This window comes from Streptomyces sp. NL15-2K, from assembly GCF_030551255.1.
Taxonomy (GTDB): Bacteria; Actinomycetota; Actinomycetes; order Streptomycetales; family Streptomycetaceae; genus Streptomyces.
In genome coordinates this window covers 864160-883061 of the sequence record NZ_CP130630.1, presented here as the reverse complement: position 1 = coordinate 883061, position 18902 = coordinate 864160, and the positions used below count along the sequence as shown (strand labels likewise).

Annotated in this window: 21 protein-coding genes and 3 pseudogenes; 10 read left to right on the top strand and 14 right to left on the bottom strand. The window is 72.7% G+C overall.

Features of this window, described 5'->3' with window-relative positions:
• The first annotated feature begins 93 nt into the window (after positions 1–93).
• On the top strand, positions 94–1437 hold the full coding sequence (locus Q4V64_RS03610) for an erythromycin esterase family protein (RefSeq protein ID WP_253266666.1): 1344 nt from the start codon (positions 94–96) through the stop codon (positions 1435–1437).
• A 31-nt stretch (positions 1438–1468) separates the two neighbouring features.
• Here Q4V64_RS03610 and Q4V64_RS03605 read toward each other — a convergent pair whose 3' ends face one another.
• Positions 1469–1963: an FBP domain-containing protein gene (locus Q4V64_RS03605; protein ID WP_124437131.1), complete on the bottom strand. Its 495-nt coding sequence runs from the start codon at positions 1961–1963 to the stop codon at positions 1469–1471.
• An 84-nt stretch (positions 1964–2047) separates the two neighbouring features.
• On the opposite strand from Q4V64_RS03605, the gene Q4V64_RS03600 reads away from it, so the two are divergent.
• Entirely contained in the window at positions 2048–3040 is a 993-nt protein-coding gene (locus Q4V64_RS03600; RefSeq protein ID WP_124437130.1) for a DUF3626 domain-containing protein, read from the top strand.
• 112 nt (positions 3041–3152) lie between these two features.
• On the opposite strand, the pseudogene Q4V64_RS54725 reads toward Q4V64_RS03600, so the two are convergent.
• The 6 genes and pseudogenes from Q4V64_RS54725 to Q4V64_RS03570 all read right to left on the bottom strand — a co-directional run.
• Positions 3153–3881: pseudogene (locus Q4V64_RS54725) on the bottom strand (complex I subunit 5 family protein); the annotation flags it as partial.
• Positions 3882–4312: 431 nt separating this feature from the next.
• A complete protein-coding gene (locus tag Q4V64_RS03590; protein WP_124437129.1) occupies positions 4313–4663 on the bottom strand; it encodes a cation:proton antiporter subunit C in 351 nt (116 codons plus the stop codon).
• Complete coding sequence (gene mbhE, locus Q4V64_RS03585; RefSeq protein WP_124437128.1) at positions 4660–5409, bottom strand: hydrogen gas-evolving membrane-bound hydrogenase subunit E; 750 nt, start codon at positions 5407–5409, stop codon at positions 4660–4662. Before mbhE ends, Q4V64_RS03590 begins: the two co-directional genes overlap by 4 nt.
• Positions 5406–5672 carry a hydrogenase subunit MbhD domain-containing protein gene (locus Q4V64_RS03580; RefSeq protein WP_124437127.1) on the bottom strand — a complete coding sequence of 89 codons (267 nt, stop codon included), beginning with the start codon at positions 5670–5672 and terminating at the stop codon, positions 5406–5408. Before Q4V64_RS03580 ends, mbhE begins: the two co-directional genes overlap by 4 nt.
• On the bottom strand, positions 5665–6117 hold the full coding sequence (locus Q4V64_RS03575) for a monovalent cation/H+ antiporter complex subunit F (protein WP_124437126.1): 453 nt from the start codon (positions 6115–6117) through the stop codon (positions 5665–5667). The genes Q4V64_RS03580 and Q4V64_RS03575 overlap by 8 nt, the downstream gene beginning before the upstream one ends.
• Positions 6114–6296 carry a hypothetical protein gene (locus Q4V64_RS03570; protein WP_124437125.1) on the bottom strand — a complete coding sequence of 61 codons (183 nt, stop codon included), beginning with the start codon at positions 6294–6296 and terminating at the stop codon, positions 6114–6116. Before Q4V64_RS03570 ends, Q4V64_RS03575 begins: the two co-directional genes overlap by 4 nt.
• A gap of 269 nt (positions 6297–6565) precedes the next feature.
• Between Q4V64_RS03570 and Q4V64_RS03565 the strand changes: the two genes are divergently transcribed.
• Entirely contained in the window at positions 6566–7162 is a 597-nt protein-coding gene (locus Q4V64_RS03565; protein ID WP_172628972.1) for a VanZ family protein, read from the top strand.
• 61 nt (positions 7163–7223) lie between these two features.
• On the opposite strand, the gene Q4V64_RS03560 is transcribed toward Q4V64_RS03565, so the two are convergent.
• Positions 7224–7460 (bottom strand): hypothetical protein, encoded by a 237-nt coding sequence (locus tag Q4V64_RS03560; RefSeq protein WP_124437124.1) that lies wholly within the window; start codon positions 7458–7460, stop codon positions 7224–7226.
• Positions 7461–7809: 349 nt separating this feature from the next.
• Positions 7810–8619 (bottom strand): SDR family oxidoreductase, encoded by an 810-nt coding sequence (locus tag Q4V64_RS03555; RefSeq protein ID WP_124437123.1) that lies wholly within the window; start codon positions 8617–8619, stop codon positions 7810–7812.
• 127 nt (positions 8620–8746) lie between these two features.
• Between Q4V64_RS03555 and Q4V64_RS03550 the strand changes: the two genes are divergently transcribed.
• The 4 genes from Q4V64_RS03550 to Q4V64_RS03535 all read left to right on the top strand — a co-directional run bounded on the left by Q4V64_RS03550 (position 8747) and on the right by Q4V64_RS03535 (position 13026).
• Positions 8747–9784 (top strand): PHP domain-containing protein, encoded by a 1038-nt coding sequence (locus Q4V64_RS03550; RefSeq protein WP_172628971.1) that lies wholly within the window; start codon positions 8747–8749, stop codon positions 9782–9784.
• Between the two features lie 64 nt (positions 9785–9848).
• The gene (locus Q4V64_RS03545) at positions 9849–10505 is read left to right on the top strand and encodes an HAD family hydrolase (RefSeq protein ID WP_124437121.1); all 657 of its coding nucleotides are present in this window, start codon (positions 9849–9851) and stop codon (positions 10503–10505) included.
• 71 nt (positions 10506–10576) lie between these two features.
• Positions 10577–11725 carry an aromatic acid exporter family protein gene (locus Q4V64_RS03540; RefSeq protein ID WP_124437120.1) on the top strand — a complete coding sequence of 383 codons (1149 nt, stop codon included), beginning with the start codon at positions 10577–10579 and terminating at the stop codon, positions 11723–11725.
• A 341-nt stretch (positions 11726–12066) separates the two neighbouring features.
• Positions 12067–13026, top strand: coding sequence for an SDR family NAD(P)-dependent oxidoreductase (locus Q4V64_RS03535; protein ID WP_124437119.1), 960 nt, complete (start codon positions 12067–12069; stop codon positions 13024–13026).
• Positions 13027–13159: 133 nt separating this feature from the next.
• Here Q4V64_RS03535 and Q4V64_RS03530 read toward each other — a convergent pair.
• A pseudogene (locus Q4V64_RS03530) lies at positions 13160–13612 on the bottom strand (M15 family metallopeptidase); the annotation flags it as partial.
• 81 nt (positions 13613–13693) lie between these two features.
• On the opposite strand from Q4V64_RS03530, the gene Q4V64_RS03525 reads away from it, so the two are divergent.
• Positions 13694–14722, top strand: coding sequence for an SDR family oxidoreductase (locus tag Q4V64_RS03525; protein ID WP_124437117.1), 1029 nt, complete (start codon positions 13694–13696; stop codon positions 14720–14722).
• Between the two features lie 31 nt (positions 14723–14753).
• Here Q4V64_RS03525 and Q4V64_RS03520 read toward each other — a convergent pair whose 3' ends face one another.
• The 3 genes from Q4V64_RS03520 to Q4V64_RS03510 form a co-directional block, all read right to left on the bottom strand.
• On the bottom strand, positions 14754–15017 hold the full coding sequence (locus tag Q4V64_RS03520) for a hypothetical protein (RefSeq protein WP_124437116.1): 264 nt from the start codon (positions 15015–15017) through the stop codon (positions 14754–14756).
• Between the two features lie 135 nt (positions 15018–15152).
• Positions 15153–16178 (bottom strand): aminoglycoside phosphotransferase family protein, encoded by a 1026-nt coding sequence (locus Q4V64_RS03515; protein WP_124437115.1) that lies wholly within the window; start codon positions 16176–16178, stop codon positions 15153–15155.
• 40 nt (positions 16179–16218) lie between these two features.
• A complete protein-coding gene (locus Q4V64_RS03510; protein WP_172628970.1) occupies positions 16219–16392 on the bottom strand; it encodes a hypothetical protein in 174 nt (57 codons plus the stop codon).
• Between the two features lie 90 nt (positions 16393–16482).
• On the opposite strand from Q4V64_RS03510, the pseudogene Q4V64_RS03505 reads away from it, so the two are divergent.
• A pseudogene (locus tag Q4V64_RS03505) lies at positions 16483–16896 on the top strand (NADH-quinone oxidoreductase subunit D); the annotation flags it as partial.
• Here Q4V64_RS03505 and Q4V64_RS03500 read toward each other — a convergent pair.
• Positions 16897–17559, bottom strand: coding sequence for a DUF4230 domain-containing protein (locus Q4V64_RS03500; protein ID WP_124437114.1), 663 nt, complete (start codon positions 17557–17559; stop codon positions 16897–16899). It abuts the pseudogene before it with no gap.
• Between the two features lie 144 nt (positions 17560–17703).
• On the opposite strand from Q4V64_RS03500, the gene Q4V64_RS03495 reads away from it, so the two are divergent.
• Entirely contained in the window at positions 17704–18894 is a 1191-nt protein-coding gene (locus Q4V64_RS03495) for a cytochrome P450 (protein ID WP_124437113.1), read from the top strand.
• Positions 18895–18902: the final 8 nt, after the last annotated feature.

Genomic DNA, 18902 nt, shown 5'->3' with positions numbered 1-18902 from the left:
GGAAAACCCCAGCCCTCGCCCCGTGGTTGTCCGCACCCCTTTTCTGCGGACAGCCGGATGGCCCCCGCCGCTGCGGGACGAAAGCCTTGGATCATGACATGGCAACGGACCGGAGCACTCCTGACCCTGCTCCTCACCCCCGGTACCACCGCCGTGGCCGCCGGCCCGGCCACGGCGGCGACCCCCTCACCCACCCCGGCCGTCGTCGAGGCCCTCGACCGCGCGGCCCACCCGCTCAGGACCGTCGAACCGGACGGCGACAGCGGCGACCTGCGCGCCCTGGACCGGATGGTCGGCGACGCCGACGTCGTCGGCCTGGGCGAGGCCACCCACGGCTCCCACGACTTCTTCGCCCTCAAGGACCGCGTCTTCCGCCACCTCGTCGAGGAGAAGGGCTTTCGCACCTTCGCCCTGGAGGCCCCCTGGAGCACCGGCCTGCGCCTCGACGACTACGTGGTGCACGGCGAGGGCGACCCCCGCCGCATCATGCGCGACGAGTTCCAGCGCGACTACCTGTGGTGGAACAACACCGACTATCTGCGGCTCGTGGAGTGGATGCGGGCGTACAACGTCCGCCATCCCGACGACCCCGTCCGCTTCATGGGCGACGACATCGCCTGGACCGGGCCCGAGGTATACGACGCGGTCACGGACTACGTGGCCGCCACGCATCCCGAGTCGAGCGCCCGGCTCGCCGAGCTCTACCGCGGCCTGCCGCCCACCGTGCCGACAGGGACGTACATCGAGCGGTACCTGACCAAGCCGTACGCCGAGCGCCGGGAGATGGCCGACCGTACGGGCCGGGCGCTGGAGTTGCTCAGGAGCCAGGCCCCCGGGGCCGACCGGGAGGCGTACGACCGGGCCGTGCGGAACGCGACGGCGATCGACCAGACCGCCCGCCAGTACGCGTTCGACGTGGCGGATCCCACGCAGGTCGCCGAGGCCATGCGCTACCGGGACAGGACGATGGCCGCCAACGTCGTCCGGTGGCAGCAGGAGACCGGCACCAAGGTGCTGCTGTCGGCGCACAACAACCATGTCGGCTATGTGCCGGAGGAACCCGCCGAAAACCCCGAGGTGCAGGGTGCGTTCCTGCGCGACAGCCTCGGCGCGGGGTATGTGAGCGTCGGCCTGACCTTCCACCACGGCTCGTTCCACGCCACCGGCCAGGACGGCGCCGCCATCCGTCGCTGGACACTGGGACCGCCCGGCCCGGGCGGCAACGAGCGGACCCTCGACCGAGTGGGCCACCGCGACTACATACTCGACCTGCGCTCAGCCGGATCACCGGCCCGCGAGTGGCTGCACCGCGCCCGGCCGACGCGCGGCATCGGCACCGCCTATCCGGACGGCCCGCACGACATCGCGCTCGCCCGCAGCCATGACGTCCTGATCCACCTTCACCGGGTGGAGGCGGCGCGACTACGGGACCAGTAGCCGACCAGATGCCAACCAGGTGCCGACCAGGTCAGACGTAGAGCTTGTCCAGGAAGGCGGACAGGTTGCCCGTCATCCGGGCGATCTGCTCCTCCAAGGTGAGGCTCTCCTCGAATCGGGCTCCCGTCTCGGGGACCTTCCTGCCACGGACGTAGAGGGAACAGGCGAGGTCGGTGCACATGTACAGGCCCACCGAGTTGCCCTCTCGGCCCGCCGCGCCCGCCTTGCGGGCCGTCATCAGTGAGACGCCGCCACCCGGGTGGGTGGTCAGGCACAGCGAACACATGCTGCGGTGCATAAAGCCTCGCTGCGAGGACGGGAACCGCAGAGTCACGCCGGTGAGTCGCCCGTCCCGTTCGGTCACCAGATAGCTGCGGTCGGGTGCTCCTGGATCCCGCCAGCCGAGGAAGTCCAGGTCGCCCCACGGGCGTTCGTCGAGGTCCCGGGGCACGGCCAGGCGTTTGGCCTCGCCCTTCGAGCAGTTGACAAATGAGTTGCGGATGTCCTGTTCGGTGAGTGATCTCATGGGGAGCCTCCTGTGCATCGGGGGGACAAACCTAGGGTCCCTAGGAAAGAGCCTAGGTTAGGCAGGCAAAGTGAGGGGGAGCCAGTGGATTTCCGCGAGGTCGGGTCGTCGCGGGCGCGAGCGGCGCTGCGCCATGTCGCGGCCCGCTCCGACGGGCCGGCCGTCGCCGCCGACGTGCGCATCACGCTGAACTTCCACCCGGACCGGCTGGTACGCGGGCAGCCCATCCTCGCCGCGCTGGCCCAGGATGGCACCTATCATTCGCAGTTCGTCACGGGCACCAGCAACGGCGGCCTCACCGCGCATCCCGGCGGTGACCGCTGGCGCTGGGAGAGCCGGATCTTCGGCGGTGCCTACGACGACGCGCCCGCGCACGACCGGCCCGTGTACGGCGCGCTGAACTTCCGCCGCCAAGTGGTCGGCGCGGCCCCCCGGTTCGGCTCCTCCCACTTCCGGCTGACCGGCGCGGCACTCGCCCGTGCCACGTTCTGCTACCCGGACAGCGCGGCCGAACCGGCCCACTTCGGGGTCACGGCCGGTATGTCCCTGATCGCGCTGGCCGAGGGGGACGAACAGGACGCCCTCAACGATTACATCGAGGCCCAGGTCCACGCCGGAGTCGTGCTCGCCCGGGACGCGGAGGCGCTCGTCCTCGACGCGAGCTACCGCGGCACGTCCGTCGAGACGGCGGCCCGCCTGCTGCCCTGCCCGGTCGAGTGGCACCCCGGCTACCACCTCACCGTGGCCGGACTGCGCCGCCACGCGGACTACCGGGGGCGGGAGTACGTGGAGCTGGGTGCTCGCATCGCCCAGGACGGCCGCCTCGACCCGCGGATCATCGGCGACGCCGCCCGCACGGGCCGCCACGCGCTCCAGGACCTGAAGATGGTGTGGCACACCCTCGCCCGCTTCGGCGCCCCGGAAGGGGCGGGCACCGCCTGTTCCGGGGACGCGTCCGGTGCCGAGTCTCGGGCCGTTCGCCGGAACCGGTCGTCTCGTAGGCGTCGCCGTCCTCGGGCGCGGGGCCGAGGCCGAGGAACACGCGCGCGGCGACCCGCAGCACCGCTCCGGCGGTGACGGCGGTCGCCACGACGTAGAGCACGGTGAGGGGGCCGCCCACGGCCTCCTCCGTGACGGACTTGCCGAGTGCGGTGCTGAACGGCGGCAGCCCGGCGAGGCCGAGGGCCGCGGCGGCGAACAGGACGGCCACACCGCGCAGTTCCCGGGCTCTCCCGTGCAGGGCGTGTTCGTCGACGCTGCCGTACCGGTCGAGGAGGATGCCGGCGCAGGCGAACAGGGACGCCTTCACTCCGGCGTGGCCCAGGATGTACAGAGCGATCCCGTCGTCGGCCTCGGGCTTCAGGACGCCGATGCCGACGAGAAAGAGCCCCATGTGGGCGACCGTCGAGTACGCCAGCAGCCGCTTGATGTGCCGCTGGTACCAGCACATGAGGGCACCGACCGCCGCCGTCAGCGCGCCCAGTACGACCAGCGCCCGTTCGAAGTCCTGTGCCGGAACCCCACCGGGCCCGGAGAACACGGTGCCGTACACGCGCCACACGCCGTACGCGCCGAGCTCGACCATCACGCCCGACAGCAGCATGCACACGGGCGTGGGCGCGACGGCGTGCGCGTCCGGCAGCCAGAAGTGGAAGGGCACGGCGGCGGCCTTGACCAGCAGTCCGGTCAGGACGAGGACGAAGGCTGCGAGGACCAGCGCGTCGGGCCCGCCGTGCGCGTCGAGCCCCCGCCCGATCTGTGTCATCGCCAGCTCGCCGGTGCGGCCGTAGAGGAGCGCGATGCCCATCAGCATCGCGTACGCGCCGAGGGAGTTGACGACCGCGAAGGTCAGCGCGCCCTGCACGGCCTTGGCCTCCTCGACCCGGTGGCCGGTCAGCGCGTACGCGACGACGCTCATCAGCTCGAACCACACGAAGGCGTTGAACAGGTCTCCCGCGACGGCGAAGCCGCACATGCCGGCCTGGAAGAGCAGCACCAGCGCGGGGAACGAACCGGCGTGACCGCGCGGTGGTTCGTCGAAGTAGTGCCAGGAGTACGCCAGGGCCGCCAGGGTCAGCAGCGAGGCGAGCGCGGCCATGCCGAGGCCCGGGCCGTCCCCGACCAGGACGATGCCGACGCTCCGCCCGTTCACGGGCACCCAGCCGCCGACCCACTCGACCATGGGCGGCGAGGAGTTCAGGAGCAGCACGAGCGCGAGGCCGGCCGTGCCGCCCGAGACGGCGCAGCCGACCGACTCGGCGACGACCCGGGGCACGCGGCGGCCGCAGGCCACCAGCAGGGCGGCCCCGAGCAGCGGGCCGGCGACGAGGAGCGGCAGCAGGTCGGTCATCAGCCGCGCAGCTCGGAGAGTTCGTCGGGATCGACCGTGCCGTGGCGTTTGGCGATCTGCACGACGAGCGCGAGCAGCAGCGCGGTGACGGTGGCGCCGACGACGACATCGGTCAGCGCCAGCGCCTGCACCACCGGGTCGACGACCGGCCGGGAGCCGGGCTCGACGTCGGAGAAGACGGGCGCGGTGGCGTCGTCGCGGTAGCCGACGGCCAGCAGCAGGACGTAGGTGCCGGCCTGGCAGACGGACAGGCAGCCGACGGCGTGGATCAGGTTGCGGCTGGTGGCCAGGCCGTAGCAGCCGGCCAGGAAGACCCACACGGCGACCAGGTACGGAAGGACGTGCGTCACGGCGCTCTCACCTCCTTGGAGTCCTCGATCTCCACGGCCTGGTCGAGGAAACGGGCGAGCAGCACGACGACCGCGCAGGCGACCTCCATGCCGATGGCCGCGTTCAGCAGCGGCACGGTGCCGCCGGAGGACAACGTGTTGAACGTGCCGTACGACAGCAGGGTGTTGGCGAGGAAGGCGCTGCCGCCGATGAGCCCCGCGACGCCGGTGACCAGGTAAGCGGAGGCGGCGACGGCGTCACCGACCTCGTACAGGCCGATCGGGCGGATGCGTTCCAGGGCGCGGTAGTCGGCACCCAGGTAGAGCAGGTGCAGGGCGGTCGCGGCGACGACGCCGCCCTGGAAGCCGCCGCCGGGGCTGAGCTGCCCATGGGCGATCACGTACAGGCCGGTGAGCAGGGCGACGGGCAGGACGATCAGGGCGTAGCGGCGTACGGGGCGGGCCACCGGCTCCGGTTCGGGCCGGGCGCGCTCTTCGCCGCGGGTCTGCCGCAGCAGGACCACACAGCCCAGGACCGCGGAGAACAGGATGGTCATCTCGCCGAGGGTGTCGAAGGCACGCTGGTCGAAGTTGACGGAGGCGACGGTGTTGGCGGTGTGCCGGGCGAGGGACTCGCGCACGGCACGGTCGCCGTAGGGGTGCTGGTCGCCGCCGAAGTCCGGCAGGTCCAGGCACGCGGCGACGAGCAGGGCGGCCAGCCCCGCGCCGCCCACCGCCACGAGCCACAGCCGCACGCGCCGGCTCACCGGCGGCGTCCCTCCTTCGGCTTCCGGCCGCGCCGTTTGACCTTGCGGACCGTGAGCAGCAGCAACAACGGGGTGAGCGCGGAACCCACCGCCAGCTGCGACAGCGCCACGTCGGGCGCCTGCACCACGGTGAACAGCACCGCGAGCACCACACCGAGGACGGCCAGGACGAGGGCCTGGCGCACCGGATCGCGGACCGTCACCGCCGTGGTCGCGGACACGGCGACCAGCAGCAGCGCGACGACGATCACCGCGTCAGCCACGGCCGACCCCCCGGAAGCCGCCGGACAGCGCCCGCGAGGCGACGACGTTCCCGCCGATCAGCAGCGCCCCGACGACCAGGAGTTTGACCATCGCCCGGCCGGGCCCGGTGGCCACGCACAGCGCCAGGACGACCGCCGCGCCGACGCCCGCGGCCGCGTACGTCACGCCCCAGGTGCGTGGCGGGTCCTCGGTCAGCTCGTCGGCGAGCAGCCGGGCGAAGACGAGCGTGCCGACCGGGCCCAGCAGTGCGAGGACCAGGGCGAGATCGACGTAGGACGGGCGGTCGTAGCCCTGGGAGAGCAGCAGCAGGGCGGGGCAGGCCAGTGCGGTGGTGAGGTTCTGCGCGACGACCCGGCGCCGCAGTGGTCCGGTGGCGACGCCCCACAGCGTGGCTCCCACGCCGCCGCCGAGCGTCACGGTGGCCGCGAGCATCCAGCCGTTCACCGTCCGGCCACCGCCCGTCGGGCGGCCCGGGCCGCGAGGGCCCCCATGGCGGCGACGCCCGCGCCGACGGCGAGTTCCAGTGCGTCCACGGCGCTGATCAGCACCAGCCACAGCACCGCGAGCCCGGCCCACCAGGCCGTGAGCTCGGCCCCGGCGAGGAGCGTCGTACGGGGAGTCAAGCGCCACCTCCTCGGAGCCTGCACGGCCGTCCCTGCGCCCTGCACTCATGCGCCTTTGCGGAGAAATGTCCGTTGCGCGCGTTCCGCGCCATCCAAACACCGCTCCGGGTGCGGGCGGTGGCGGCGCGCGCGGGTCTCAGCCGGAGTGCCCCCACAGCACGGAGGGAAACCGGGGGCGTCATACGGACCGGGGGCGGCGCGGCCGCATTCTCGGGCGGTTCGCGGGTAATCACCTTGTTACGCAGGGAAGTTGAAGACTGGAGGACCGCATGGCCCGTGCAGCCGCACGTCCGCGTGTCTCGTCACGCCTGCGCAACCCCATGTCCGGCAAGCCCAAGAGCGACAAGTCCAGGACCGGCAAGGCCAGGACCGGCAAGCCCAAGACCGGCAAGCCCACCAAGTCGGGCGGGACGACCGGACGACGCCCTCTTCCCTTTCTCCTCCGCCTGCTGGTGATGCTGTGCGCCTTCGCGGTCATGGTGGCGTTCGCCGTCGTGCTGGCCCGGCTGACCCTGCAGCCCTCCCCCGCCTCGGAGGCACTGACGCACACCAACATGCGCCCGGGACGCTCGTTGCGGGCCTACCTGGACCAGCCCGCACTGCGGGACGCCGTCAAGCAGATCGGCGGAAACCTGCTGCTGGGCGTCCCCTTCGGCATCCTGGTGCCGGTCCTCGCCCCGCGTGCCCGCGGGATCCTGCGCGTGCTCCTGCTGACCGCGTTCGTGATGCTCCTGGTGGAGTTCGCCCAGGGCGCGCTGGTCACCGGCCGGGCCTTCGACATCGACGACGTCATCCTCAACACGACCGGGGCCCTGGTGGGCTATCTGCTGCTGGGGCGGCGGCTGAGCCGGGCGGTGCACAGCTGAGGTCGGTGGCGGTGAACGAGGAGGGCGCTTGCTGCCCACCGGCGGCCGGCCGAGCGGTCGGTCAGTGCCGGGTCCAGGTGAACTTGTCGCCGCCCACCCAGCGGACCACATCCGGGTCGTCCAGGTCGTGGACAGTGATGCCGAACGCGGCGGCGGCCTCCAGGACGTCGGTGACGGCCGTCGCCTCACCGACCACCTGACCGTCGATCTCCACGATCCGGAAGGGCGGCGTGCCCGGCTGTACCCCGAGCACCAGGATCCGCGGATACGTCATGTGCGGGCTCGCGATTTCGGTCATGGATAGAGCGTAAAGCGCATCCCGCCGGAGGGAGAGGCGTGCGTCACCCGCCCAGGTCACGGGGTCGAGGGCCTGTCCGGCGGATCAGGTCGCAGGACATCGGCGGCACCCCATCATCGCCGGTGAGCGGGGTCTGGTGCGTCCATCTGCAAGGCGGAGGAGGCTGTGACATCAGCCGCTGCCGCGGCGGGCGACGCGATGGGGGTCCCCCCGCTCGAGCGAAGCCGAGAGTGGGGGAGTCGGCGACCGACGACAACGCGGCAGATGGGCGCCCGCCGCGTAGCGGCTAGTGTCACTGCGACCCCGCGTCTGCGGCATGATCCGCCGGACAGGCCCCTAGGTCGTGGGGTCAAGGCCGCCGCCAGTCGTCGCTGCCCAGGTGGGAGCCGGCCTGCGGGCCCATCCGGAGCATGCCGCCGTCCACGCTCCAGGACGCGCCGGTGACGTACGTGGCGTCGGGGCCGGCGAGGAAGGCGATCACGGCCGCCACCTCGCGGGCGTCACCGGGGCGTCCGAGCGGCACGCCGGGGCGGTCCTCGGTGTGCGGGTCGATGTCCTCCTGTCCGGTCATCGGCGTCGCGATCTCGCCGGGCGCCACCGCGTTGACGGTGATGCCGTGCTCGGCGAGCTCCAGGGCCATGACCTGGGTGAGCAGTCCGAGCCCGCCCTTGGCCGCGCAGTACGGCGCGGCTCCGACCCGCGGCTGGTGTTCGTGCACGGACGTCACGTTGATGATCCGGCCCCCGTCGCCCTGCCGGATCATGTGCCGGGCCGCCTTCTGCCCGCACAGGAAGGGGCCGACGAGGTCGACCTCGATGACCTCGCGCACATCGTCCAGTTCCAGGTCGAGGAAGGGCGTCATGGTGCCCGTACCGGCGTTGTTGACCAGGACATCGAGGCGGCCGAGCCGGTCGCACAGCTCGTCGACGGTGCCGGCGGCGACGGGCAGCCTGGTGAGGTCCATCTGCGCCACGGCGGCCCGCTGCCCGTGGGCGCGGACTTCCTCCGCGGTCTCCTCGGCGCCCTTGAGGTCGCTGTGCCAGGTGATGCCGATGTCCATCCCCGCCCGGGCCAGCCGAACGGCGGTGGCCCTGCCAATGCCGGAGTCGGCACCGGTGATCACGGCCACCTTGCTGCGCGGTGCGGTGGGGGCGGACATGGCAGGCCTCCTCGTGGACGCGTTGCGAGGTGATGAGGCATCGCAGTACCCGGCCGCGTACCCGACAAACCGGCCGCCCGCGGTGCGGCCGCCGTGCCGTTGGGCAACTCTGGAGGTGGAGGTGGCGATGGACCCCGTCGAGACCCTGGACCGGATCGCCTTCCTGCTGGAGCGGTCCCGCGCGCCGACGTACCGCGTGCGCGCCTTCCGTACGGCGGCCCGGGTGCTGGCGGCCCTGCCCGAGGACGAGGTGCGCGAGCGGACGTACGCCGGGACGCTGGAGTCCCTCCGGGGTGTCGGCCCGAAGACGGCGCTGGTCGTGCGGGAGGTGCTGGACGGCTATGTGCCCGGGTACCTGGAGAAGCTGGAGGACAAGACCGACGCGCCGCCGGCCGGGGGCGGCGCGCGGCTGCGGGCCCTGCTGCGCGGGGACTGCCATGTGCACTCGGACTGGTCGGACGGCGGCAGCCCGATCGAGGAGATGGGCCGCACGGCGGCGGAGCTCGGCCACGAGTGGGCGGCGCTGACCGACCACTCGCCCCGGCTGACCGTGGCACGCGGCCTGTCGCCCGAGCGACTGCGCAGACAGCTGGACATCGTGGCGGAACTGAACGAGACGTGGGCGCCGTTCCGGCTGTTGACCGGCATCGAGTGCGACATCCTCGACGACGGCTCGCTCGACCAGGAACCGGAACTGCTGGACCGGTTGGACGTCGTGGTGGTGTCCGTGCACTCCAAGCTGCGCATGGACGCCCGCTCGATGACCCGGCGCATGGTGGCCGCCGTACGCGATCCGCACGCGGACGTGCTGGGGCACTGCACCGGGCGGCTGGTGAGCGGGCGGGGGCGGCCCGAGTCGGAGTTCGACGCGGACGAGGTGTTCGCCGCGTGCGTCGAGTCGGGCACGGCCGTGGAGATCAACAGCCGGCCCGAGCGGCTCGATCCGCCCCGTCGGCTGCTGCGGCGCGCTGTGGAGGCGGGCGTGCTGTTCTCGATCGACACCGACGCGCACGCGCCCGGCCAGCTGGACTGGCAGATCCACGGGTGCGCCCGGGCGGAGGAGTGCGGGGTGCCCGCGGAGCGCGTGGTCACCACCTGGTCCGTGGAGGAACTGCTGGCCTGGACCCGGGAGGGACGCGTTCCGGAACGGGTGGCGAGCGGCTGAGGTGGTACTCGACCCTGCATCCCCGACGTGGTGATCGGGAGGTACGAGACGAAGGGACGGGCGCATGGGACGGGCCGCCGTGTTCGACGTCGACGGGACGCTCGTCGACACCAACCACCTCCATGTGGCCACGTGGTGGGAGGCCTTCCGGCAGGCGGGCCACCAGGTGCCGATGCACGCCATCCACCGGGCCGTGGGCCTCGGCTCCACCGACCTCGTCGCCCACCTCCTCGGCGACGACCGGGACACGGACCGCGACGCCGAGCTGAGCGCCGCGCACAAGACGCTCTACGGGCAGTACTTCGACCGGCTGCCCGCCCTCGAGGACGCCGGGCCGCTGCTGCGGCGCCTCGACCGCGACGGCTGGTCGGTGGTGCTCGCCACCTCGGCGGGCGGCGCCGAGCTGTCCGCGCTGCGCCGGGCGATCGACGCGGACGACGCGATCACCGCCACGGCGAGCGCCGACGACGTCGACGCGGGCAAGCCCGCGCCCGAGCCCGTCGAACACGCCCTGGAACTGGCCGGGGTGCCCGCCGAGCACGCGGTGTTCGTCGGCGACACCGTCTGGGACATGCGCGCGGGCAGCCGGGCCGGGGTGCGTTGCGTGGGCGTCCTGTGCGGCGGCATCCCCCGCGCCGACCTGGAGGAAGCGGGAGCGGAGGCGATCTACGACGATCCCGCGCACCTGCTGGCGTCCCTGGCTGAGAGCCCCTTGGCGTGAGGTCCGCGATCGACCGCCCCGCCCGCGACGGCGCCGAGTGAGGCGGCGGGCGGCGCGGATACCCGCAGCCGATGACCCGTGTGACCGATGCCGTACGAAGGGAAGCCGAATACGTCGGCAGGGCCGCCAGGGCGGCCCTGCGCGGTCCCGGCCGTGAGCGCGATCTGGTCGTGCAGTCGCTCAAGGCCGCGGCGGCCGCGCTGCTGGCCTGGGTCGTGGCGAGCGAATGGCTGGGCGACCCGTTGGCCCTGATGGCGCCCTGGGTCGCCGTGGTGCTCGTGCAGGCCACCGTCTACAGCTCGCTGCGCCAGGCCGCGCAGCAGTTCGCCGCGATCTGCGCCGGGACACTGCTGGCGTCGGCGGCGCAGGTGCTGACCGGTGACACGCTGGACGCGCTGGCCCTGTCGGTACCGGTGCTGATGCTGCTCGCGAACTGGCCGCGCTTCGGCGACCAGGGCATCTACGCGGCGACCACCGCGCTGTTCACCCTCACCTCGGGCACCGTCTCGGCGTCGGCGGTCGGGCACCGTGTCTCGCAGGCGGCGCTGGGCGCTGTCATCGGGGTCGCCGTCAACGCGCTGATCCTGCCGCCGATCCATCTGCGGGACGTACGGGAGAACCTCGCGGCCCTCGCCGGGGAGGCGGGGGACGTGCTGCACGGCGTCGCCGACGACCTGCGGGAGGCCGAGTGGGACGCGCAGTCCGCCGCCGGATGGTCGAGTGCCTCGGCGCGGCTGGAGCGGCGTCGGGACGCGCTGCGGTCGGCGCGCGGGTGGAGCCGGGAGAGCCTGCGGCTGACCACCGGCCCACTGCGTGCCGTCCGCCGGGTTCCTACGGACGTCCCCTCCGAGGAGGAGGACGAGCGGTGGAGCCGTATCACCGGACACATCGGCGCGCTGACCCGGACCCTGGCGGTGGCGGCCGACGCCGACCGGACGCCGTCCCCGCCCGACGGCCAGGCACTGGGCTCGTACGCCCGGCTGCTGGAGTGGATCGGGGACGCCTGCCACGCGGAGAGCCGCCGTCTGCTGGACGGCGGGGACGGCACGCCGCCGGGCGAGCGGGCCGAGGAGGCGATGCGGGAGCTGCACGAGCGGTTGCAGGACGGGCTGCGGGAGGAGGCCGTACAGGGGCCCGACCGGACGGCCGTCCTGGGGACCCTGCTGCTGCAGGCGGAGAACCTGTGGAGCGAGGCCGTTCCGAGGGCGTGGCGGCGGTGACACACATCACCGCGCCACACGGCGAACTGCGGAACAGCCAGGGGTGGTTGTCCGTTGAACAAGCCGTGGGTGCGGATGGGACAGTGTCCCCGGGCCTCACCATTCGCCCACAGGGACGATCGTTCGGCTGAAGCCCTGTGGAGCCTTTCGCCGAGAGGCGACCGCCATCCGTGCCCACACACCAGACCGCCCCGACCGTGATTCCCCCGTCCGGTCGGGGCTTCCTCATGTCCACCGGGGGGCCGCCCGGTCGCCATGGGACAGGGGGGCCGTGTTGTCCATCGGACAGGGCGGCCCGGCGGCTTGACTTCGAGAGCGCTCCAATTCCTAACGTTCCGGGCATGAACACCGCACAGCACAAAATCGGCTCGGGCTTCGACGCCCGGAGCACCGCCGACGACGTCCTGGCCGGCATCGACCTGACCGGACGGCTCGCCCTCGTCACCGGCGGCTACTCGGGCCTCGGCCTGGAGACCACCCGCGCGCTCACCAAGGCCGGCGCCAGAGTCGTCGTGCCCGCCCGCCGCCCCGGCGCCGCGCGGGAGGCACTGGCCGGCCTCGGCGGCGTCGAGGTGGACGAGCTGGACCTCGGTGACCTGGACAGCGTGCGCGCCTTCGCCGAGCGGTTCCTCGCCTCTGGCCGCACGCTCGACTTCGTCATCGACAACGCCGGGATCATGGCCTGCCCCGAGACGCGGGTCGGACCCGGCTGGGAGGCACAGTTCGCGACGAACCACCTCGGGCACTTCGCTCTCGTCAACCGCCTGTGGCCGGCGATCGAGCCCGGCGGCTCCCGCGTGGTCTCCGTGTCCTCGAGCGGCCACCACTTCTCCGGCATCCGCTGGGACGACATCGACTGGCGCCGCGGCTACGACAAGTGGGAGGCGTACGGGCAGGCGAAGACGGCGAACGTCCTGTTCGCCGTGCAGCTCGACCGGCTCGCCCGGGACCGGGGCGTACGGGCCTTCTCACTCCACCCCGGCGGCATCCTCACGCCGCTCCAGCGGCACCTGCCGAAGGAGGAGATGATGGCGAGGGGCTGGATCGACGAGGACGGCAACCCGCTGGACGTCGAGGGCATGAAGACGCCCGAGCAGGGCGCGGCCACCCAGGTCTGGGCGGCGACGTCGCCCCAGCTGGCCGGCCTGGGCGGGGTGTACCTGGAGGACTGCGACATCGCCGAGCCCGCCCCGGCCGACGGCGAACGCAAGGGCGTCAAGGACCACGCCGTGGACCCCGGCCAGGCGGCCCGCCTGTGGGACCTGTCGGCGGAGCGGACGGGCGTGAACGCGTTCGCCTAGGAGTCGTCCGGCGGCGTCCAGGAGGCGTCCGGCGGCGTCCAGGAGGCGTCCGGCGGCGTCCAGGAGGCGTCCGGCGGCGTCTGGAAGGCGTCGGGCGGCGTCTGGAAGGCGTCGGGCGGCCTCTGGGAGGCCTTCAGCAGGAGGCGTCGATCGCGCGGGGTCCGTAGAGCGCGGCGGGCGCGCCGGTGGCCAGGGCCCAGTAACGGTCGCCGTACGACCAGTGCCACCACTCGGTGGGGTAGTTCACGAGGCCCGCCGCGCTCAGGGTTTCGCCCAGGACGGCGCGGTGGGCCCATGCCTCGTCGGTGATGCCCACGGCCGCCGTGTAGCAGGCGACGTCGCTCTGTTCCGGGGTGGCGTTCATGGGGGTGCCGAGGTCGAGTTCGCGGCCGGCGGTGTCGACGAGCGTCAGGTCCGCGGCGGCTCCCGCGGTGTGCGGGGCGATCTCGGGCGGGGAGACGTACCGGCCGGCCGCGGAGCGGAGCCGGTCGGGGGACCAGTCCGGGTGCTCGGCACGCAGTGCGTCCGCGGAACTCTCGAAGTAACGGCGCTGGAGGACCGGCGGGCGGTACCCCTCGACGAAGACACTCATAGGCCGCGTGCATCGCCTCCGGCCGGGGTACTCGGGGCACTCCCCCGTCGACCGAGCGGCCGTAAGGAGTCGAAGGTGACCACTTCAACGGGCAGCAGGATTGTCGTCACGGGCGCCACCGGCAACGTCGGCACCAGCCTGGTGCGCCTCCTCTCCGAGGACCCGGAGGTGGGGTCCGTGCTGGGCATGGCCCGGCGGATCCCCGAGTGGGCGCCTGCGAAGACGGACTGGTCGGGGATCGATCTGGCGTCCGACCAGGCCGACCTCGTCAAGGAGTTCGAGGGCGCCGACGCCGTGGTCCATCTGGCCTGGGCGTTCCAGCCGACGCACGACCCGGCGGCGACCTGGCGCACCAACGTGCTCGGCACGATGCGGGTGTTCGACGCGGTTGCCGCGGCCGGCGTGCCGGCGCTGGTGCACGCGTCGTCCGTCGGCGCGTACTCGCCGGGGCCGAAGGAGCAGGCCGTGGACGAGTCGTGGCCGACGCACGGCTGGCCGGACGCCGCGTACTGCCGGGAGAAGGCCTACCTGGAGCGCGCCCTGGACACCTTCGAGCGCGAGCACCCAGGGGTCCGGGTGGTGCGGATGCGGCCGGCGTTCCTCTTCAAGCGGGAGTCGGCGAGCGAGCAGCGCCGGATCTTCGGCGGCCGTTTCCTGCCGGGCCCGCTGGCACGGCCGGAGCTGCTGCCGTTCCTGCCCGACATCCCGGGCCTGCGCGTCCAGGCGCTGCACACCGACGACGCGGCGAAGGCGTACCGGCTCGCGGTGCACTCCGACGTCCGCGGCGCCTTCAACCTGGCGGGCGAACCGCCGGTCGACGCGGAACTGCTCGGCGAGATGCTCGACGCCCGTCCGGTACGGCTGCCGCGCACCGCGGCCCGCTCGGCGATCGCCGCCGCGTGGGGCCTGCACCTGCTGCCCGCCTCGCCGCACCTCTTCGACGCGGTCCTCAGGCTGCCCCTGATGGACTGCACGCGCGCGCGTACGGAACTCGGCTGGCGCCCGGAGCACACGGCGACCGAGGTGCTGGAGGAGTTCCTGCAGGGCGTGCAGCAGGGCGCGGGGACGAGGACGGAACCGATGAAGGGCCGCAAGGTCGGCTGACGGAAGTCACCCACAGGTCATCGCACAGAGGTCAAGCGGAGGACTCGTCCGGTACCGGGTTCTCGGGGTGCACGGAGCCCGAGTGCGGCGCTCCCTGCCTGCCGGTGCCCGCCTCGTCGGTGTCGGGGACGTCGGTGGTGGACTCGGTGGTCTCTTCGGGTTCCTCGGCGTCGCCGCTGTCCCCCTCCCCTCGGTCGGAAGTGACCTCCCAGGGGTCCTCGCCCGCGTCTGCCTGCTGGTCCGGCAGGTCCCGAGGAACGGGGTCACCGGGTGCTTCGTGACGGTGGTCGACCACGACGAACTCCCTTCGCTTCGGTCGGGCGACACGCGAGTACCTCCGCGATCACCAGCGAAACGTCGGTGCGGTGCCCGCTTCCACACGGGCGCACGGCCGCACGTCCGTGCACCCGTGCCTCCGGGCGGGAGCGGGTCAGCAGGCGGAGTCCTCGATCTCGTCGAGGGCCGCGACGAGTTCCGGAGCGACCCTCTCCTGGACCCACTGCTCCTGTCCGGCATCGACCGCCCGCGGAACCGTCTCCGTGAGCATGATCAAGTACAGGTAGGCGCGGTAGAGGGCGAGGCGGAGCCTGGCCGGGGCGTCGAACTCGGCCCGACCACCGGCCTCCCGATAGCCCGCGAGGAATGCCTCGTCCTTCTCGATGTCCCCCAACAGTGCCAAGGACACGAAGTCGGCGAGCGGATCGCCCCAGAACATCCGCTCCCCGTCGATGAGCCCGCCGATACGGGGCTCCTCCCCCGCCGCCGGCCGGTCCACCAGGATGTTCCCCGGCCACAGGTCGAAGTGGACCAGACACGCGGTGGTGACCTCGTCCAGGGCGGGGAAGGCGATCCGGAGCGTACGGGCCACCTCGTCGGCGGGACGGGGCAGCCAGGCCCGGTACCGGCGGGCGTCGGCGAGGATCGCGTCGGTCATCGCGGTGAAAGCGGTACACCAGTCGGGGGCCAGCGGGCCGAGGGCACCGGACGGGTAGCCGAAGCCGGGCCCGGTCACCCGGTGAAGGCGGGCGACCTGGCGTCCCAACTCCGCCCGCAGATCCGCCTGTTCGACCTCCGTGGGCGAATCGTCCCAGGTCTCGCCCGGGCACGCCGTCATCAGCATGTGTCCTACGGCGGCTTCCTCGCCGACATCGACCACGTGCGGCGCCGGGACACCCGCCTCGGCGGCCCCGCGGTAGAACTCGGCCTCGGAGAGCAGGAGTCGGCTCTCGTACCGCAGGGCGGGGGCGGTCGGTGCGGGCGCGACCTTCAGCACGTAGCGGCTGCCGTCGGTGAGGAGGAGCTCCTCGACGGCGTTGTACGTGCCGCCGGACAGCGGGCGGACGCGAGCGAGGCGGCCGGGGTCCACGCGCGCCTCTTCCAGGACACGCCGGGCACGCTGCCAGGCGTCCGACGATCTCGCCGGGGCCACCGGAGCCACCGATTCCACCGGGTCCATGGAGTCCACCACCTGCGTACGCCCCTTCTCGTTCCTCCGGTCAGCCGGCCGCATACACGCTTTCGACGTAACGCCCGGCCCCCACCGGCCCGTTGAGCCCCTGTGCCGGCGTCCGGTCCCGGTACGGCGTCCGGTCCCGGTACGGCGTCCGGTCCCGGTACGGCGTCCGGTCCCGGTACAGGGTACGGAACGCCCCCCGCACACCGGGCGCCATTCGCGAACCGTACGGAACTCGCAGCCCGAGCCTATGCGCCGGCCGTACCGGCCCCAGGTCTCCGCCCACCGCCGCCCACCGCCGCGCCCGCGGCACCGGCTGGGCCGGATCCCGGACACCATGACGGCGGTCCCCGCGGTGCTGCTCGCCGGGGCGCTCGCCGTCGGGCCGGCACCCGGCTTCGCCGACGTCGTGGCGCACGCCGTGAACGAAGCCGGGTCCGGCGGGGATGGGGGTCCCCCCGCTCGAGCGAAGCCGAGAGTGGGGGAGGTCGCCCCCGTGCACTGGACCCCCGTCGGCATCCTGCTGGGCCTGGCCTCGACCGCGCTGGCCGTGGGCCTCGCGGCCGTGGCCGTCACCCGCCCGAAGCTGCTCGCCCCACCGCAGTGGGCGCTGCCCCTCAGGCGCCTGCAGTCCGGCCACGTCGGGGACTACGTGGCCTGGGTACTGGTCGGGAGCGCGGTGCTCGGCGCCCTTGCCCTGCCGGGTGTCCTCGGCACCTGATCAGCCGGCGTAGCTGACCTTCACCTCCTTGAAGCCGAGGGAACGCAACAGCCCTTGGAGCATGTTCGTGGTGTTGGTCTCGGCCCGCTCGGTCAGCTCGCTCTCCTTCGCCGCGTCGCTGATGTGCCGGACGGCGAGCTTCTGCACGGCCTGCTCGCTGTTGGGGTTGTCCGAGAAGAGGTCACCGAGGCGGTCGAAAAGGCCGCGCTGCTTGGAGACGGCGTAGGAGCGGTCGGTGTCGAGGGCCGGCTTGCCCAGTGCGGCGTGCGGCAGCCGGAGCGTGGCGGACGTGCGGTCGTCGTTGACCGTCACGTCCCTCTCGCCGACCTTGCCGAGGTCGACGAAGGCGTCGACGGTGCCCGCCCCGACGTACAGGGTGCGGGAGCCGCGGATCGCGTCGGGCAGGAACTTGGCGTCCTTCTCCAGGTCCACGACGACCTGGAAGTTGCCGGAGGCGGCGTCGTAACGGCTGATGTCCTGGATGGACTCGAGCAGTGCCGGACCGGAACGGTCGTGCGTCTGCGTACCGAACAGGTCCTTGAGGCCGGGCAGCACGCTCAGCCGGATGCCGGCGAAGAACACGACGAGCACCAATACGACGGCGCTCACCACCTTCGCCCAGCCGGGCATGCCCTTGGACATGCGCCTGATGGGAGTCGTCATGGCGACGGCCCTCCTTCCTACTGATGCGCATGCCCTCCAAAGGCCTTGCCAGACCGTCCCGTTGGCTGATTGGTGCCGCTGACGGAGGCAGGGAGGGCGCACTAGCGTGGACAGCTGTCCGTACCGGCGCTTCTGGAGACCCGGATGAGCGCAGACAGCACTTCCCGGCCCCTGTGCCCCATGCACCACATGACCTTCCCCGAGCCCGGACCACCCCGGCTCGCCGCCCTCGCCACCGGCACGCCGGTCTGGCTCGTGACCCGGTACGCCGAGGTGCGGCAGGTGCTGATGGACCCCCGGTTCGACCGGCGGTCCCTGAAGGCGCAGGACGCCCCGCCCCTGCTCGTCGTACCGAATCTGCTGGACGCCCCGGACGGCCTCCTCAACCAGGACGGCCCCGCGCATCAGCGGCTGCGCGGCACGGTGCAGCGCGCGTTCACGCCCCGGGCGATCGCCCGCTGGCGGCCCTGGGTGGCGTCGGTGGTGGAGACCCTCCTCGACGAGTTCGGGCAGCGGCCCCGACCGGCCGACATCGTCGAGGGGTTCACCCGCCCGCTGCCCGTCTCGGTCATCTCCCGTCTGATGGGACTCGACCACGCGGACTGGGAACGCATCCGGCACTGGGCCGACCACGCCCTGTCCGGCGGCGCGCACACCGCCGAGGAAGTCGGCCTGGCCATGCGAGAGTTCGGGATCTTCGCCGCCGACCTGGTCGCCGAACGGCGCAAGGACCCCGGCGAGGACCTCGTGAGCGGGCTGGTGGCGGCGGGGGACGACCTCGGTGTCGACGAACGGCAGCTGGTGATGCTGACCTTGGGCCTGGTCGTGGCCGGACACGAGACCACCATGACCGCCCTCGGCAACATCGTCGTCCACCTCCTCACCGACGGGCGGGCGGCCTGGCCGGGGCTCGCCGAGGACGAGGAGGCGGCGGCGACCGCGGTCGAGCAGTTGCTGCGGACGGTCCCGCTGAGCGAGGGCAGGGTGCTGCCCGGACTGATCCGCCGGGCCGTCGAGGACGTCGAGATCGGCGGCGTGACCATCCCGGCGGGCGGTGTGGTCGCGGTCCAGATCAACTCTGCCAACCGCGACCCCGACGTCTTCCCGCCCGGCCCGCCCGACCTGTTCACGCCGCCGGCCTCGCCCACCGTGGTCTTCGGCGCCGGCCCCCACCACTGCCTCGGCGCCTGGCTCGCCCGTCTGGAACTGGGCCTTGCCCTGCACAGTCTCGCCGTCAGATTCCCCGGCCTGCGTGCCGAGTTCACTCCCGAGACCATCGAATGGCGCGAGGGGCAGATGACCCGCAGTCCGCGACGGCTGCCGGTGTCCTGGTAGGGGACCCA